Raw genomic sequence first — 16053 nt, 5'->3', positions numbered from 1 at the left:
CTGCCGGTTCGAAGCCTGCAATGAGACGAGCATGAGCGACAGCGCATTTTCCCGGCGGATCGTGCAGAACCTGCTGGATACCGATTTCTACAAGCTGAGCATGATGCAGGCAGTGCTGCACAACTACCCCAACGCCGAGGTGGAGTGGGAGTTCCGTTGCCGCAATGAAGAGGATCTGCGCTCCTATCTGGATCCGCTGCGCGAGCAGATCGAGCGCCTGGTGGAGCTTTCCTTCGCGCCGCAGGACCTGGCCTTCCTCGAGCGCATCCCGTTCTTCAAGCCGGACTTCATCCGCTTCCTTGGCCTTTTCCGCTTCAACCCCAACTACGTCCGACTGGGTGTGGAGAATGAGGAGCTGTACCTGCGGCTCAAGGGCCCATGGCTGCACGTGATCCTCTTTGAAGTGCCGCTGCTGGCGATCATCAGCGAAGTGCGCAACCGACATCGCCATCCGGGCGCCACGCTGACGATGGTCCGCGAGCGGCTGCAGGAAAAGTTCGACTGGTTGCGCGGGGAGGCCGGTGCGGAAGAACTGGCCGGCTTCAAGATGGCCGACTTCGGCACTCGCCGACGCTTCTCCTACCCGGTGCAGAAGGCGGTGGTGCGGGACTTGCGCGACGGCTTCCCGGGGCATTTCGTCGGCACCAGCAACGTTCACCTGGCGCGCGAGCTGGGCGTCAAGCCGCTGGGCACCATGGCGCACGAATGGCTGATGGCGCACCAGCAGCTCGGCCCTCGGTTGATCGACAGCCAGGCCGCCGCGCTGGACGTCTGGGTGCGCGAGTACCGTGGACAACTGGGCATCGCCCTGACCGACTGCATCACCATGGATGCCTTCCTGGCGGACTTCGACCTGTACTTCGCCAAGCTCTTCGACGGCCTGCGCCACGACTCGGGCGACCCGCTGGAATGGGCGGAAAAGGCCATCCAGCATTACGAGCGGCTGGGCATCGACCCGCAGACCAAGACGCTGGTGTTCTCCGATGGCCTCAACCTGCCGCGTGCCCTGGAAATCTATCGCTCGTTACGCGAGCGCATCGACGTCAGCTTCGGCATCGGCACGCATTTCACCTGCGATGTGCCGGGCGTGCAGCCAATGAACATCGTGCTGAAAATGACCGCCTGCAATGGCCATCCGGTGGCGAAGATCTCTGACGCGCCAGGCAAGACCCAGTGCAAGGACGAGAACTTCCTTCGCTACCTCAAGCACGTCTTCAAAGTACCGGGGTAGCCGATTGCGCGGCGCGCCGGGACGCGCCACTCTAGCTCAAGCACTCATCGCGACAGGCTTGCTGGCGCGACAGGCCCACTGAAGGGGAACAACGGATGTCAGCCACGAACGAACTCATCATCGGCGCGGGTCCCGACGGGCAGCCGGTCGGCCAGTCCTGGAAGCTCGCCAACCGCCACGGCCTGATCGCCGGCGCCACCGGCACCGGCAAGACGGTGACCCTGCAGCACCTCGCCGAGTCTTTCAGCGATGCGGGTATTGCGGTGTTCGCTGCGGACATCAAGGGTGACCTGTGTGGTATCGCCGCCGCCGGTAATCCCCAGGGCAAGGTGGCCGAGCGCATCGCCAGCATGCCGTGGCTGAACTACAAGCCCCAGGCCTACCCGGTCAGCATCTGGGACGTGGCCGGCAAGACCGGTCACCCGCTGCGCACCACGCTGTCGGAGATGGGCCCGCTGTTGCTGTCCAACCTGCTGGAACTGACCGAGAGTCAGCAGGCCGCGCTGTTCGCCGCGTTCAAGGTGGCCGATCGCGAAGGCCTGCTGCTGCTCGACCTGAAGGACCTCAAGGCGCTGCTCAACCACTTCAAGGAACACCCGGAAGTGCTCGGCGAAGATCGAGCGCTGTTCACCGCAGCTTCGTCCCAGGCGCTGCTGCGGCGCCTGGCGCTGCTGGAGCAGCAGGGTGCCGAGGATTTCTTCGGCGAACCGGCACTGCAACTCGAAGACCTGCTGCGCCCCGAGGCCGATGGTCGCGGGCGCATCCACTTGCTGGATGCCAGCAAGCTGGTACACGACGCGCCCAAGGTTTATGCCACCTTCCTGCTCTGGCTGCTCGCCGAGCTGTTCGAACAACTGCCCGAGCGCGGCGATGCGGACAAGCCGATCCTCGCGCTGTTCTTCGACGAGGCGCACCTGCTGTTCAACGGCACGCCCAAGGCTTTGCAGGACCGCCTGGAGCAGGTGGTGCGGCTGATCCGCTCCAAGGGCGTGGGCGTGTACTTCGTCACCCAGTCGCCCAGTGACCTGCCGGACGACGTGCTGGCGCAACTGGGCCTGCGCATCCAGCACGGCCTGCGTGCCTTCACGGCCAAGGAGCAGAAATCCCTGCGCGCGGTGGCTGATGGCTTCCGCCCGAACCCGGCGTTCGACACCCTGAAGGTGCTCACCGAACTGGGCATCGGCGAGGCGCTGGTTGGTACGCTGGAAGAGAAGGGCACCCCTGCAATGGTCGAGCGCGTGGCCGTGGCGCCGCCGCAGTCGCGCATTGGCCCGTTGACCGATGCCGAGCGTGCGGACGTCATCCGTCGCTCGCCGCTGGCCGGGCGTTATGACCAGCCGATCGACCGCGAGTCTGCCTACGAAAAGCTCACCGGCCGCGCCGACGACAAGATGGCGCCGACCCAGCAGAAGGAAGAGAAGGGCACCGACTTCGGCGGTATGGCCGGCGAGATCCTCGGTTCCCTGGCCAGCCAGGTCAGCAAGACCGTGGTGCGCCAGGCGGCGAACCAGATCGGCCGGCAACTGGTGCGGGGGCTGATGGGCGCGCTGTTGGGCGGTAGCAAGCGGCGGTAGACCTCATTTCGATGCACACCCAAAAGGCGCCCGAAGGCGCCTTTCTTGTTTTCCGCTGCAGTCAGATGCGGAAGCTGTCCACCAGGTGGCGCAGGCGGCCGGCCTGGTTCTCCAGGTCGGCGCAGGCGCGCAGGGTGGCCTGCAGGTTYTCCACGCCTTCCTGGTTGAGGGTGTTGATCTCGGTGATGTCCATGTTCAGCGAGTCGACCACGGCGGTCTGCTCTTCGGTGGCTGTCGCCACGGACTGGTTCATCGAGTCGATCTCGCCGATGCGGTGGGTSACGCTGGCCAGGCGYTCGCCGGCGCGGTTGGCGATCTCCACGCTYTCCAGGCTRTAGCGCTGRCTTTCGGTCATGGTGTCCACGGCTTCGCGGGCGCCGACCTGCAGTTCCTCGATCATCTTCTGAATCTGCTGGGCCGATTCCTGGGCGCGGTGGGCGAGGTTACGGACCTCGTCCGCCACTACCGCGAAACCACGACCGGCTTCACCGGCACGAGCGGCTTCGATGGCGGCGTTKAGRGCCAGCAGGTTGGTCTGCTCGGAGATGCCTTTGATCACTTCCAGAATCTGGCCGATGTTCACCGTACGGCTGTTCAGCGCCTCGATGTTGGCGCAGGCCGAGCTGATCTTGTCGGACAGCAGGTTCATYGCGCTGATGGTCTGYTCGACTACCTGGCGGCCGTCGCCGGCCTGGTGCGAGGCGTCGGTGGCGTGGTGCGAGGCGTCGGCGGCRTTRCGGGCGATTTCCTGGGCGGCGGCGCCCAGYTCGTTGATSGCGGCGGCGACGCTGTTGGTGCGGTTGGATTGCTCGTCGGAGTTGCTCATSGAKGAGTTGGAGGCRTTCACYACCAGCTGCGAAACGTCGTGCAGGCTGCGCGCRGTCGAAGCCACTTCRCGGATCGATTCGTGGATACGCTCCACGAAACGGTTGAAGGCGTTGGCCAGCACGCCGAATTCGTCATTGCTGGCGACTTGCAGACGCTTGGTCAGGTCACCGTCGCCCTGGGCGATGTCCTGCATGGCGCGGCCCATGTCGGTCAGCGGCGCCATCAGCACGCGGATCAGCATGCCCAGCAGGAACAGGATGGCGACGATGGCGATCACGGTGGCGATGATCGCGGTGTTACGGAAGTCGCTCAGCATTGCGTAAGCGGAGTCCTTGTTGAGCACCAGCGCAACGTACCAGGTCACGCCCGGCAGGCCTTTCACCGGGGTCATCGACACCAGTTGCTCCTCGCCGTTGATGCTGACTTCCTGCACACCCGGCTGCACCTTCGGCGCACCTTGCGGGTAGACCTCGCCGAGGGATTTGAAGATCTGGCTGCTGTCCGGGTGCAGGAGAATCTTGCCGGCGTCGCTGACCAGGAAGGCGTAGCCGTCGCCGTCGAATTTCAGCGAGTTGATGATCGCGGTGATGGTTTCCAGCTTCATGTCGCCGGCGGCCACACCCACCAGTTGGCCGTTGCGCATGACCGGCATGGACATGGCGAGGATCTGCTCGTTGGTGCCGGCATCGAGGAAGGGCTCGGTGACGATCAGCCGGCCGGCGGCCACGGCGTCCTTGTACCAGCCGCGGGTGCGCGGGTCGTAGCCGTCGGGCATCGGCGCATAGGGGCGCATGGTGAACACGCCGCTGGCGGCTTCACCCAGGTAGACCGATTCGAAGTTCTTCTGGAACACCGCCTGTTCCAGCACGTGCTGGATGCGCTCGGGCGTTGGTTCGCCATCGGCCAGCTGCGCGGCTTCGGCCTCGACCAACTGGATGCGGCCTTCCAGCCAGCTCTGGATGTTGCTGGCGGTCAGGCTGCCGACTTCGGTGAGATAGGACTCGGTGTCGGAGTGGATCGCCTCGCGCTGGCGGAAGTCGTTGAAGAGGATGAAGCAGGCGAAGGCGAAGGTGACGACGAGGGAGGCTGCCAGGAGGATCTTCCTGGAGAAGGACAGCGAGCGAAGCATGGGCAAAGCATCCTGCAGGTGGAACAAGGGTTAGGCAGGATGTATCGGCTGTCTAGCGCGGGACTTTAGCGGGGAATATCTGAAACGGAGCGACAGTGTTCCGCTCCGTTCCAGCATCTGACTCAGGTAGCGCCAATCGCGTTACGGATGATGTCCATCAGAGCGCCAACGCGGGTACCGATGGGAGTGGCGGCCAGTATGACGGCGATGGATATAAGCCCGGCGATAACGGCGTATTCGATCGCCGTAGCACCTTCGCGATCCAGGGCAAAAGTTCGGGCACGGCGGTAAAGGCGTCGAATCAGCGAAGGGATATCGAGGTCTCGGCTTTCCATGACTGAATCCTCTGAGGCGAACAGCAATGGCGAGGCTTTGCTTAGCCTCGCCCGATACCAAAAGCTCCAGTACGGGTCAGGCTGCGCCGATGGCAGTCTTGATTGTATTCATCAGTACGCCGATGCGCGCACCAATGGGCGTCGCTGCGGTGAGCACCGCAATGGAAATAAGCCCGGCGATGACCGCGTATTCAATCGCGGTGGCCCCTTCGCGGTCACGCAGGAAGGACTTGGCTTTGCTGAGGATATTCTTCGAAAGTTGTTTTGCTGAGGTTTTGATCTTCATGGCCGTCGCTCCGTGCACGCCCGACTACAAACAGGGCGGTTGCCCTGACTTCATCGTCAGGCTAGGCGCAGTGTGGCCGAATGCAATTGATCAAATAGCGCTAATACCAAAGTTATAGTTACGGATAAGTATAACTAACTGGAGATTGGAAATTTGCAGTTAGCATTTGACGCTATTACCGCAGCTACTAAATTCTGCTTTGGAACAAGTAGAGCCTGATTATCAGGAAAGGTTCTTATCGAACTTTCCTGTTCGGCCGAAATAACAATAAAGGTCTGAAGGATGTACTCCGGCAGGCATTTGTTTCGCGGAGTCGGGCCGGCGGCACGACTTCCCACTTGTGCACAAGGATGGGTTCATGAATAGCAAGGTGCTGATGGTATTCGCCGGGCTGTTGTTGGTGTGCGCAGGGGTAGTGGGTTACCTCGGGCTACAGATCGGCAAGCCGGCTCAGCCGGCAGTGGGTGTGGTCCAGGACATGGCGCCCGCGGCAGTGGCCGAGACCGACAAGCTGCAACGCACGCCGGTGGTCGTCGCCGCACGCGATCTGCCGGCGCTGGCGGTCATCGGCAAGGAAGATCTGGCCGTCGAGCAGCTGCGCACCGCGCCCAGTGGAAGTTTCCCCAAGCCTGAAGCGCTGATCGGCCAGCGCGTCTGGGTCGCGGTGCCGGCCGGCAGCATCATTTCCTCCTCGATCACCGAACCGGGCGGGCCGCTGGCGCGGACTATCCGCCCTGACGAGCGCGCCATGGCCATCGCGGTAGACGAAGTCATCGGCGGCGGCGGCTTTGTCCTGCCCGGCGACTATGTCGATGTGATGCTCTTCGTCCAGGACCAGCAGACCGGCGAGCGCAACGTCAGCGCCCAGGTGGTGCTGCCCGGCGTGCGCGTGCTCACCTACGGCGAGCAGATTGCCGTGGCGAAGGATGGCCAGGCGCGCAACGCCGGCGACCCCAAGGACCAGACTCCGCGCCCGCCGCGCACTGCCGTGCTGGCCGTGCCGGCCGAGGCCACCTCTCGGCTGATGCTGGCCAGCCAGGCCGGCTCATTGCGCCTGGCAGTGCGCAGCAAGGACGAAAAGCTCTACGAGAAGGACCAGGAGGGCCGCTACCTCCAGGCCTCCCTGGGAACGGGCAGCAGCCAGCCGATCACCCTCGAGCAACTGATCGGCAAGCCGCGGCCGACCACGGCGCCTGCCACTCGCCAGATTTCCGCGCCGGCGGTGAGCCAGGGCGTGGTGGTCTATCGCGGTACCGAAGTCACCCGTGAAGCACATTGAGCAAGGAGTGCATCGATGTCCAAGCGCTTCATTCTGTCCCTCGCCGCCCTGCTGGCCTGCGCCGCTCACTCCACTGCGCAGGCCGTGCCCAGCGCCTGCGCCGGGCTTGCCGGCCAGCAGCTGAATCTCGATGTGGAGCAGGGCGCCCAGCGCGACCAGCAGCTCCCGGTGCCGATCAAGCGCCTGGCCATCGGCGACCCGAACATCGCCGACGTGCAGGTGCTGGACAAGCGTGACTTCCTCATCACCGGCAAGGCCGAAGGCCTGACCAGCCTGCTGATCTGGACTACCTGCGGCGACCAGCCGCTGCGCAGCGTGGTGCGCGTGGGCGGCCGTGCCGTCGGCGATGTCGCCGGTGCAGCGGGCATGGCCGCCGGCAGCCTGCCCAACCAGGTGCAGACCGACATCCGCTTCGTCGAAGTCAGCCGCAGCAAGCTCAAGCAGGCCAGTACCTCGCTGGTGCGGCGCGGTTCCAACACCTTTGTGCTCGGTGCGCCGGGCAGCCTGGGAAACCTCGAGGTTGGCGTCGACGGCGGCCTGGGCGGCAACTTCGGCACCAACCAGAGCGGCTTCAACATCATCTGGGGCGGTGGCAGCAGCAAGTGGCTGGGCTTCATCAATGCCCTGGAAGGCAGCGGCTTCGCCTACACCCTGGCGCGCCCCAGCCTGGTCGCCACCAGCGGACAGAGCGCATCGTTCCTGGCCGGGGGCGAGTTCCCGATCCCGGTGCCCAATGGCGATAACAACAACATCACCATCGAGTACAAGGAATTCGGCGTGCGCCTGACGCTGACGCCCACGGTGATGAACGACAAGCGCATCGCCCTGAAGGTCGCCCCCGAGGTCAGCGAGCTGGACTTCTCCAACGGCATCCGCACCGCCGACATCACCGTGCCGGCACTCAACGTCCGCCGCACCGACACCAGCGTGATGCTCGCCGACGGCGAGAGCTTCGTGATCAGCGGCCTGATCAGCAGCAACACCATCAGCAACATCGACAAGTTTCCGTTCCTGGGCAGCATCCCGGTGATCGGCGCGCTGTTCCGTTCCTCGAACCTGGACAAGGACGACCGCGAACTGCTGATGATCGTCACCCCGCACCTGGTCCAGCCGCTGGCCGCCAATGCTGCACTGCCGACCCTGCCAGGCGAGGGCCTGCGCAACTATGACCCGGGCTTCGCGGAGTTCTACTTCCTCGAAGACGGCCGGTTCGACCGGCGCAAGGCCAACAGCGGGATGTCGCGCTGATGGATACCTACGAAGCGCTGACCCGCCACAGAGCGGGAGGCAAGGCAAAGCAAGGGAGCATGGGCATGAGTCAGACGTTCGTGGCACTGATCCAGCATCCTGGCGAGCAGGAATGGTTGCAGAGCAGCCTGGCCGGGTGCGGGCAGGTGGTTCTGGCCAACAGTGGAACCCTGGAAGAGTTGTTGTCGCTGCTGGACGTCACCGGCGCGACGGTGCTCTTCACCAGCCTGAACAAGGCCAATCTGGTTGCCCAGGGTTCGCTGATCGAGGGGCTGGTTTCCGCGCGTCCGCTGCTGTCGGTCGTGGCCGTCGGCGATGGCCTGGACAACCAGCTGGTGCTCGCCGCCATGCGCGCTGGCGCAAGGGATTTCGTCACCTACGGTGCCCGCGCCAGCGAGCTGAGCGGGCTGGTCCGGCGTCTTGGTGGGCGCCTGCCCACGGTACCGGTGAGTGCCACCCAGCAGGGCGAGCTGATCAGCCTGGTCAGCGCCCGGCCCGACGCCGACGGCGCCTTCGTCGCCCTGCACCTGGCGCTGGCGCTGCAACGCCAGCCCGAGCACCGTGTGCTGCTGGTGGACATCGGCCAGCCTACCGGAGAAGCGCTGGCCATCCTCGGCATGGAGCCGGCCTTCACCTTCGCCGACGCCATGCGTAACCTGCGGCGCCTCGACCAGACGCTGATCGACAGCGCCTTTACCCGCCACGAATCCGGCCTGCGGGTGCTGAGCCTGTCCGACGAGCCCGGCGTGCTGGAGCGCGTCACCACGGCCGAGTTGTACCTGCTGCTGGGCAACCTGCGCAGCGCGTTCAGCCACATTCTGGTCAACCTGACGGGCGTTGCCGAGGGCGAGTTGAGCTCGCAGTTGCTTGGCCAGGCCAACCGCGTGCTGTGGCTGGTGGACCAGAGCGTGCCGTCCTGCAAGAAGGGGCTGGAGCGCCTTCGTCGCTTGCGTGAGCGCAGCCCGATGCTGCCACGCATGGAGCTGCTGATCGAACGCTACTGGCCCTCGGTGCCGCCGGATGCGCCGGCGCTGGGCAAGATGTTCGGGCTGGAACTGTTCGGTGTGCTGCCGGCATCCCCCGAAGCGCGCCTGCGTTCGAAGAATGTCGGCCAGAGCCTGTTCGAGCTGTCGCCGCGCGATCCTCTGACGGTCAAGCTGCGTGACCTCGCCGAGGGACTGGGCGCCGGCGTCGTGGAGAAACGCGGCCTGTTCGGCTGGATCGGTCGCGCCAGGGCCGTGCGCCCATGACCCAGCATTACGGCGGCAGCGGCCACGGCGCAAACCACGACCGGGATCTGCAGGCGCTGAAGATGCGCCTGCACCGCTACATCATCGACGAGATCGACGAAGACGGCATGAACCTGCTGGAGGGCGCGCGGCCGGCGGTGGCGCAGTACGTCTCCGAGAAGGTCAGCGAATATGCTGCGCGCCGCCAGCTGGCGATCTCCCGCTATGAACTGGACCGCCTCGCCGAAGAGGTGGTGGACGAGCTGACCGGCTTCGGCCCGCTGGAAATCCTCCTGCGCGATCCGGGTATCTCGGAAATTCTGGTCAACGGCCCCGACCGCGTGTTCATCGAGCACGAAGGCCGGCTGTACCAGAGCGACCTGCGCTTCATCGACGACCACCACGTGCAGCGCGTGATCCAGCGCATCCTCGCGCCGCTGGGCCGGCGCCTGGACGAGTCCAGCCCGATGGTGGACGCGCGCCTGCCCGATGGCAGCCGGGTCAACGCCATCATCCCGCCGGTGGCGCTGGACGGTCCGTGCCTGTCGATCCGCAAGTTCAGCAAGGACCTGCTCAAGAGCGCCGACCTGCTGGGCTACCAGAGCGTCAACGAGGAGATGCTGGCGTTCCTCCGCCAGGCCGTGGCGAGCCGTTGCAACATCCTCATCAGCGGCGGCACCGGCACCGGCAAGACCACGCTGCTCAACGTCATGAGCAGCTTCATCGACGAGCGTGAGCGCATTGTCACCATCGAAGACACCGCCGAGCTGCAACTGGGCCACGACCACGTGGTACGCCTGGAGACCCGCCCGCCGAATGCCGAGGGTTTCGGCGAAGTCACTGCCCGCGACCTCATCCGCAACGCCCTGCGGATGCGCCCGGACCGCATCATTCTCGGCGAAATCCGCGGCGTGGAAGTACTTGACGTGCTGCAGGCGATGAACACCGGCCACGACGGTTCGATGAGTACGGTGCACGCCAACTCGGCCATGGATTCGCTGCTGCGCCTGGAAATGCTCGTCGGCCTCACTGGCCAGCGCGTGCCGGAGCAGACCCTGCGGCAGATGCTCTGCTCGGCGCTGGATGTCGTCGTGCAGATCACCCGCCTGTCCAACGGCCGCCGCTGCATCAGCGAGATACTCGAAGTGCTGGAAGTGCGCGATGGCGTCTACGTCACCAACTCGCTGTTCAGCCTGGATCGGCGCGGCACCGGACAGTTCGTCCGCACCGCCCAGCCGAGCGGGCTGAAATTCCGCCAGGTGCTGTTGTGAACGGCGCGCTCTGGCTGATTCTCGCCAGCCTGGCGCTGGCAGCGATCGGCGTCGTGCTCAGTGGCATGAGCTGGCGCGCGCGGCACAACGAGCAGGTGATGCGTCGCCTGAGCGGCGAGCCCATCGTGCAGAGCGGTCGTGGCCGCAGCAGCCACTGGCTGGCGCGACGCATGCGCCGCGCAGGCATCGCCGACATGCGTATCTGGCTGCTGGGCGCGGCCCTGGCGGCGTTCCTGCTGGGGGTGCTGTGCGAGCGCATCCTCGGGCCCGTCGGCCTCCTGTGCGGCGTCGGCCTGGCCCTGGCGGGTTTCCACATCCTGCTCAACGCGCTCTACCAGCGCAGGTTGCAGAAGATGATCCGGCAGATGCCCAATTTTCTCGACCAGGTGGTGCGCAGCCTGCACTCGGGCCGCACCCTGGGCGATGCCATCTCCCAGGCGGTCAGTGCCGCCGACGATCCGCTGCGGGAAATCTTCTCGCTGGTCACCCATCACGTTCAGTTGGGCATCAGCCTGCCCGAGGCGCTGCAGGAAGTCGCCGAGCTCTACGACGTGGAGGAGTTGCACGTGTTTTCCCTGGGCGTCGCGGTGAACCACCGCTACGGCGGCAACACCACCGACCTGCTGGAAAACATCATCAAGGTCATCCACGAGCGCGAGAAGCTCAGCCGCCAGTTGCGTGCCATGACCGGCGAAACGCGCCTTAGCGCCTTCGTGCTGGCGGTGCTGCCGATCAGCCTGGGAGGCTACATCCTGTTCACCAATCCGGGCTACCTGATGAACATGTGGCTCGACAGCGGCGGCCGCTGGATGCTGCTGACGTCCCTCGGCCTGCAGGTGCTGGGCGTCTACATGCTCTGGCGCATGCTCAAGAGCATATGAGGAGTTCGCCATGCCACTGATGTACGGCCTGATGGCGCTGATCCTGCTGCTGGCGGCGGTCCTGCTGATGCTCTCGCAGAGCCGTGCGGCGGGGCGCGAACAACGACTGATCGAGCAGCGCCTGGGCGGCCAGCCGCTGCCGCGTTCCGGTAATCGCGTGGCGGACCTGTTCGACCGCCTCGGCAGCAGCGGGCTGGGCAAGCGCCTGCACCTGCGCGACGAGGAAGTCCGCGTGCTACTGCACCAGGCCGGCTGGAGCGGCAGCACGCCGCGCAGCGTCTACCTGATGACCCTGATCGCCTGCCCGTTCGTGCTGATGGGGATCACCATCGTCTACCTCGCCATGCAGGGCCACGCCGCTACCTCGCCGGTGGTGCCGCTGCTGTTCGCCGCGGGCATCGGCTTCCTGCTGCCCAAGCGGGTGCTGGCCTATCTCGCCGAGAAGCGCCGGACGCGCCTGGCTGGCGAAGTGATCCTGTTCATCCAGCTGATCCGCATCCTCTTCGACTCCGGCCTGACCGTCGAGCAGAGCCTGCGGGTGGTCTGCCGCGAAGGAAGGAACATCGTCCCGGTGCTGGCCTCGGAGCTGGAAACCGTGCTGGCCCACACCGACAGCGGCCTGGAGCTGGCCGAAGAGCTGGAGCAACTGAGCCGCCGCCTGATGGTCGGTGAGCTGACCGACTGCTGCAACGTCCTGCGGCAGATGGTGCGCCAGGGTGGCAGCGCGCGCAGCTCGTTGCTCACGCTCAAGCAATTGTTCGAGGACCGCCGTCTGACTGCCCTGCAGGAAAAGGTCAGCAAGCTGTCGGCGAAGATGAGCCTGGTGATGATGGTGCTGTTGTTCCCGGCACTGCTGATCATCCTCGCCGGGCCCGGGTTCCTCGCCATTACCAAGGCCATGGGGGGTATGGGATGAGAAATGCCTGCGCGATCGGACTGTTGAGCCTGGCGCTCGGCGGTTGTGCCAACTTCGACACGCTGGGCGGCCCGACCGTCGGCCAGCGTTGCGACGAGAACCTGGGCCAGTCGGTGGAACTGCAGCTCAATCTGGCTCGCGAAATGCTCGACAACGGCCGCGCCCACGCTGCGCTGGCCAACCTCGAAACCCTGCCGCCGAACTCGCTGGAAGTGCGCGAAAGCAAGGCCCTGGCCCTGCGTCGTATCGGCGACCCCAAGGCGCGGATCGTCTATGAAGGCCTGCTCGGTACCTGCAAAACCGCCGAGGCCCACCATGGCCTGGGGCAGATCGCCATGCGTGCCGGCAATACCGTGGAGGCCGAGCGCGAGTTGCGCGAAGCGGCACGCCTGCAGCCTACCGACAGCGCTCTGCGCAATGACCTGGGTTACGTCCTGCTGCGCCGTGGCGAGCTGGAGAAGGCGCGTTTCGAATTCATCACCGCTATGGAACTGGACGAGCACGACAAGCTGCCGGCGACCAACCTGCTGAGCCTGATGTTCATGCAGGGCGAGACCCCCGAGGCGACTCGCCTGATCCAGAGCGTCGGTCTGTCGGCCGAGCAGGTGCGTGAAGCGCAGGATCAGGCGCGTGACCTGGGACATGGCAGCCCGGCAAGCCAACCCAGGGTGGAGGCGGACACCGTCAGTTACGTGGACGAGCCCGTCGTCGATGCGCATCCGGCGCTGGCCGACTCTACGCCCGCCGTGGCGCACGATGCGAAGTTGCTGTTCAAGGCTCGCTGAGGCGAGCAGGGAGGATGCGATGAAGGCATGGATTCTGGTCGGCGCCCTGCTGGCTGCGCCGATGATGACGCTGGCCGCCGAACGCGCAGCGGTACCCACCAAGGCGGGCACCACGGCCCGCGACCAGCAGGAAGTTCTCAGCTGGCTGGAGTTGCAGTCCAGTGGGCGCGCCGCCTCGGCCAATCACCAGAGTGCGACGCCAGCCGAGCGTGACCGCGCCTACCAGCGCTACCTGAAGAGCTATACCCGCGAAATCCCCGAGTATCTGCTCGACGACAACAGCTTCAGCACCGACAAGAAGTAATCCTTCGGGAGCGTGCCATGGGACGCGAACGGCAGCGGGGCGCGATTGGAGTCATGGCGGCCGGCACCTTGTTGCTGGCGCTGATCTGCCTGGCGCTGGTGATCGACACCGGGCGTTTGTACTACGAGCAGCGCAAGTTGCAGCGGGTCGTCGACATGGCGGCCCTGGAGGCGGCGTCCCAGGGCGGGTTGTGTGGATTGCCGTCGGGCGTGCAGGGCTTCGTCACGACCAGCGCGGCCCGCAACGGGTTCGTCCCGGCCACCGGCGATTCCCTGGTGGCGACGCTGGGCAGTGTGACTTTCGATGGCGGCTATGGCTCGGCGTCGTCGCGGCGGACGTTCATCGCCGGTGGCGACCCTGCGGACTCCGTGCGCGTGCAGGCGACCCACACGGTGCCCTCCAGCTTGCTGCTCAATGTCGCCAGCCTGTTCAGCGGCGCGAGCAGCAATACCGTGCTCAGCGCCCAGGCGGTGGGCCGGCGCACGGCGATGGCGGGGATTTCCGCCGGCAGCGGCGTGCTGAGCCTGGACTCGACCAACTCGCCGCTGCTCAACGCGCTGCTTGGCGGTCTGCTCGGCACCACGATCAACCTCGACCTGGTGACCTACCAGGGCATTGCCGGGGCCAACGTCTCGCTGCTTGCCCTCAGCCAGCAACTCAAGGCGGCTGGCGTGAACCTGGAACTGGGCAAGATCGACAGCCTGCTGGGCGCCAACGTCACCGCCGCGCAGTTGCTCCAGGCGATGGTCAACGCGGCGGACGCCTCGCAGCTGGCCAACGTGAATACCTCCCTGCTGCGCACCGCGCTGGCGACCATCAACGTGCCGACGGCCAACCTGACCCTCGGGCAGATCCTTAGCGTGGTGGCACCGGACAGCGTGCGCGACACGGCGTTGAGCGCGGGGGTCAATCTGCTGGACCTGCTGATGGCGACTGCAATGGTGGCGAACAAGAACAACGCGGTGAACGTCGACCTCAAAGGCAAGAACATCGCCGGCGTGGTGCCGACGGTGAAACTGCAGGTCATCTCGCCGCCGACCATCGCCATCGGCTATCCCGGCAAGGACAGCGCGGGGAATTGGCGGACCGTCGCCAAGAATGCCCAGGTGCAGCTGATCGTCGGCGCCAACGCCAACCTGCTGGGGTTGAACCTGGTGAACCTGGCACTGAACCTGAGGGTGGGCGTGGCGGAGGGCTATGCGGCGCTTGATAGCATCCAGTGCGGCGGCGTCGGCCAGCCGACGACGGTCAACGTCAAGGCGCGGCCGGGGGTGGCGAGCGCCAATATTGATGCCAACGTCAGCCTGCTGTCCGGCGCCAGTGGCAGTTTGCTGGGGGTGACGATCACCAATACCGCGACCGGGGCGAGCGGCAGCAGCGCCTCGGCCGGCACGCAGTTCGCCATTCCTGGCGAGCAGTCGCTGAGCTTTACGGTGAACGGTCCGTCGGATCTGCCCAGCGCGGTGACGCGGGTGCAGAGTCCGCTGGGCTCTTCGCTCGGGGCGGGGCTGGCCAGTCTTGGAAACTCGCTGAGCATCAAGGTCACTGCGGGTGGTAATTGCAATGCCATTATTCTCGTCAGCTGGTTGCTCTGTGCGCTGAGCAGTATCGTCAACTCGCTCGCTGACCTGATGCTCAACCTGACATCGGGGTTGGGAACGCTCGTCAGTGCCCTCGGCCAGCAACTGATCGACCCGCTGCTGTCGCTGCTCGGCATCCAGACCGGCATCCTCGACGTACGCCTGATCGACCTCCAGACCGGCGGGGCCGAGCTGCTGATCTGAAGGTCGTCAGGAGCGGCGCGGTGCTCAGTGCACCGCGCTGCTCTGGGAGGCGCTGGGGGAAATGGCGAGGGCAAGCTGCGTGCGGTTGTGCATGTGCATCAGCCGCAGCACCTGCGAGACGTAAAGCTTCACGGTGTTCTCGGTGATCCCCAGGTCGTAGGCGATCTGGTAGTTGGTCAACCCCTTGCTCACCAGGCGCGCCACCGCCTGCTGGCGCGGCGAGAGCTTGTTGAACAACGGGTTGTTCACCACTGGCGCGATCTGCTCGGCGTTGTTCGGCGCGGCGCTGGCCGCAGGCTCGGTTTGCTCCTGCTTGAGCGCGCCGCCGCCGGCGGGCTGGCCGCCACCGTGAACCTCGTACTTGATCTTGTGGATATCCCGCGAAATTGAATTGAGCGATTCGGCCAGGTACTCCAGGCGCTGGTTCACATGGCTCAGGCTGAGCTGGCTGCGAATGCGCTCGTGCAGGCGCGCCTCCAGGCGCTCCAGGCCCTTGAGCAGGTCCATCGGCGCCACCGGCTTCTGGTAGTAGTCGGCAACGCCCACGCGCATGGCCTCTATCACTTCCTGGCTGCCCTGCTGGCCGGTGAGGATGATGGTTTCGAAGAACCGCGCCGTGCCGGCCGCCTCCTTCAGCGCCTCGACCACTCGGATGCCGTTGTCGCGCCCCAGGCCCAGGTCGCAGATCACCAGGCCGATCGAGGGATCGTCGCGGAATTTCTGTAGGGCGCTGTCCTTGCTGTCGCTGACCACGCAGTGGTAGCCGCTGTTTTCCAGCAACTCGGAAAGCTCGGAAGTGACCTGCGGCTCGTCATCGATGACCAGCACGCTGAAACGGCGATTGGCCGTTTTGTCCATGACTGCACGCTCCTTGAAAATAGGCGGTTGCAGAAGCTGAGTGCAACACGGTTACTGGATTGAAGCAGGTGCATCATGCTGCAACGCCACTACCTCTGTCATGACCTCAATCGGG

General features: G+C 65.3%; 15 protein-coding genes. 11 read left to right on the top strand and 4 right to left on the bottom strand.

The window, feature by feature from the left end; translation table 11 throughout:
• Positions 1-31 precede the first annotated feature (31 nt).
• Both pncB and A9513_RS02490 read left to right on the top strand, forming a co-directional pair.
• Positions 32-1231: a nicotinate phosphoribosyltransferase gene (gene pncB / locus A9513_RS02495; RefSeq protein ID WP_065083897.1), complete on the top strand. Its 1200-nt coding sequence runs from the start codon at positions 32-34 to the stop codon at positions 1229-1231.
• 95 nt (positions 1232-1326) lie between these two features.
• Positions 1327-2805: a helicase HerA-like domain-containing protein gene (locus A9513_RS02490; RefSeq protein ID WP_024764093.1), complete on the top strand. Its 1479-nt coding sequence runs from the start codon at positions 1327-1329 to the stop codon at positions 2803-2805.
• Positions 2806-2866: 61 nt separating this feature from the next.
• Here A9513_RS02490 and A9513_RS02485 read toward each other — a convergent pair whose 3' ends face one another.
• From A9513_RS02485 to A9513_RS02475, 3 genes are all read right to left on the bottom strand, one after another.
• On the bottom strand, positions 2867-4762 hold the full coding sequence (locus A9513_RS02485; protein WP_065083896.1) for a methyl-accepting chemotaxis protein: 1896 nt from the start codon (positions 4760-4762) through the stop codon (positions 2867-2869).
• A gap of 122 nt (positions 4763-4884) precedes the next feature.
• Entirely contained in the window at positions 4885-5097 is a 213-nt protein-coding gene (locus A9513_RS02480) for a Flp family type IVb pilin (protein WP_024764096.1), read from the bottom strand.
• A gap of 76 nt (positions 5098-5173) precedes the next feature.
• A complete protein-coding gene (locus tag A9513_RS02475; RefSeq protein ID WP_037006964.1) occupies positions 5174-5383 on the bottom strand; it encodes a Flp family type IVb pilin in 210 nt (69 codons plus the stop codon).
• A 358-nt stretch (positions 5384-5741) separates the two neighbouring features.
• On the opposite strand from A9513_RS02475, the gene cpaB reads away from it, so the two are divergent.
• The 9 genes from cpaB to A9513_RS02430 all read left to right on the top strand — a co-directional run bounded on the left by cpaB (position 5742) and on the right by A9513_RS02430 (position 15080).
• Positions 5742-6662: a Flp pilus assembly protein CpaB gene (gene cpaB / locus A9513_RS02470; protein WP_065083895.1), complete on the top strand. Its 921-nt coding sequence runs from the start codon at positions 5742-5744 to the stop codon at positions 6660-6662.
• Positions 6663-6677: 15 nt separating this feature from the next.
• The gene (locus tag A9513_RS02465) at positions 6678-7910 is read left to right on the top strand and encodes a type II and III secretion system protein family protein (protein ID WP_065083894.1); all 1233 of its coding nucleotides are present in this window, start codon (positions 6678-6680) and stop codon (positions 7908-7910) included.
• Between the two features lie 65 nt (positions 7911-7975).
• Positions 7976-9160, top strand: a complete 1185-nt coding sequence (gene tadZ / locus A9513_RS02460) for a type 4b pilus Flp biogenesis protein TadZ (RefSeq protein WP_065083893.1) — start codon at positions 7976-7978, stop codon at positions 9158-9160.
• Positions 9157-10410, top strand: coding sequence for a type 4b pilus Flp biogenesis ATPase TadA (gene tadA, locus A9513_RS02455; protein ID WP_024764100.1), 1254 nt, complete (start codon positions 9157-9159; stop codon positions 10408-10410). The genes tadZ and tadA overlap by 4 nt, the downstream gene beginning before the upstream one ends.
• Positions 10407-11291: a type II secretion system F family protein gene (locus A9513_RS02450; RefSeq protein ID WP_065083892.1), complete on the top strand. Its 885-nt coding sequence runs from the start codon at positions 10407-10409 to the stop codon at positions 11289-11291. The genes tadA and A9513_RS02450 overlap by 4 nt, the downstream gene beginning before the upstream one ends.
• A gap of 10 nt (positions 11292-11301) precedes the next feature.
• Positions 11302-12207, top strand: a complete 906-nt coding sequence (locus A9513_RS02445) for a type II secretion system F family protein (RefSeq protein ID WP_083195967.1) — start codon at positions 11302-11304, stop codon at positions 12205-12207.
• Entirely contained in the window at positions 12204-12992 is a 789-nt protein-coding gene (locus A9513_RS02440; RefSeq protein ID WP_024764103.1) for a tetratricopeptide repeat protein, read from the top strand. Before A9513_RS02445 ends, A9513_RS02440 begins: the two co-directional genes overlap by 4 nt.
• 19 nt (positions 12993-13011) lie before the next feature.
• Positions 13012-13296, top strand: coding sequence for a DUF3613 domain-containing protein (locus A9513_RS02435; RefSeq protein WP_054906556.1), 285 nt, complete (start codon positions 13012-13014; stop codon positions 13294-13296).
• A gap of 17 nt (positions 13297-13313) precedes the next feature.
• A complete protein-coding gene (locus tag A9513_RS02430) occupies positions 13314-15080 on the top strand; it encodes a pilus assembly protein TadG-related protein (RefSeq protein ID WP_065327303.1) in 1767 nt (588 codons plus the stop codon).
• Between the two features lie 24 nt (positions 15081-15104).
• Here A9513_RS02430 and A9513_RS02425 read toward each other — a convergent pair whose 3' ends face one another.
• Entirely contained in the window at positions 15105-15938 is an 834-nt protein-coding gene (locus tag A9513_RS02425) for a response regulator transcription factor (RefSeq protein ID WP_024764106.1), read from the bottom strand.
• Positions 15939-16053 lie beyond the last annotated feature (115 nt).

The organism is Pseudomonas sp. AU12215 (assembly GCF_001675465.2).
Lineage (GTDB): Bacteria > Pseudomonadota > Gammaproteobacteria > Pseudomonadales > Pseudomonadaceae > Pseudomonas > Pseudomonas nitroreducens.
Note: the sequence above shows the minus strand (reverse complement) of the source record. Positions and strands in the feature narration are given on the sequence as shown.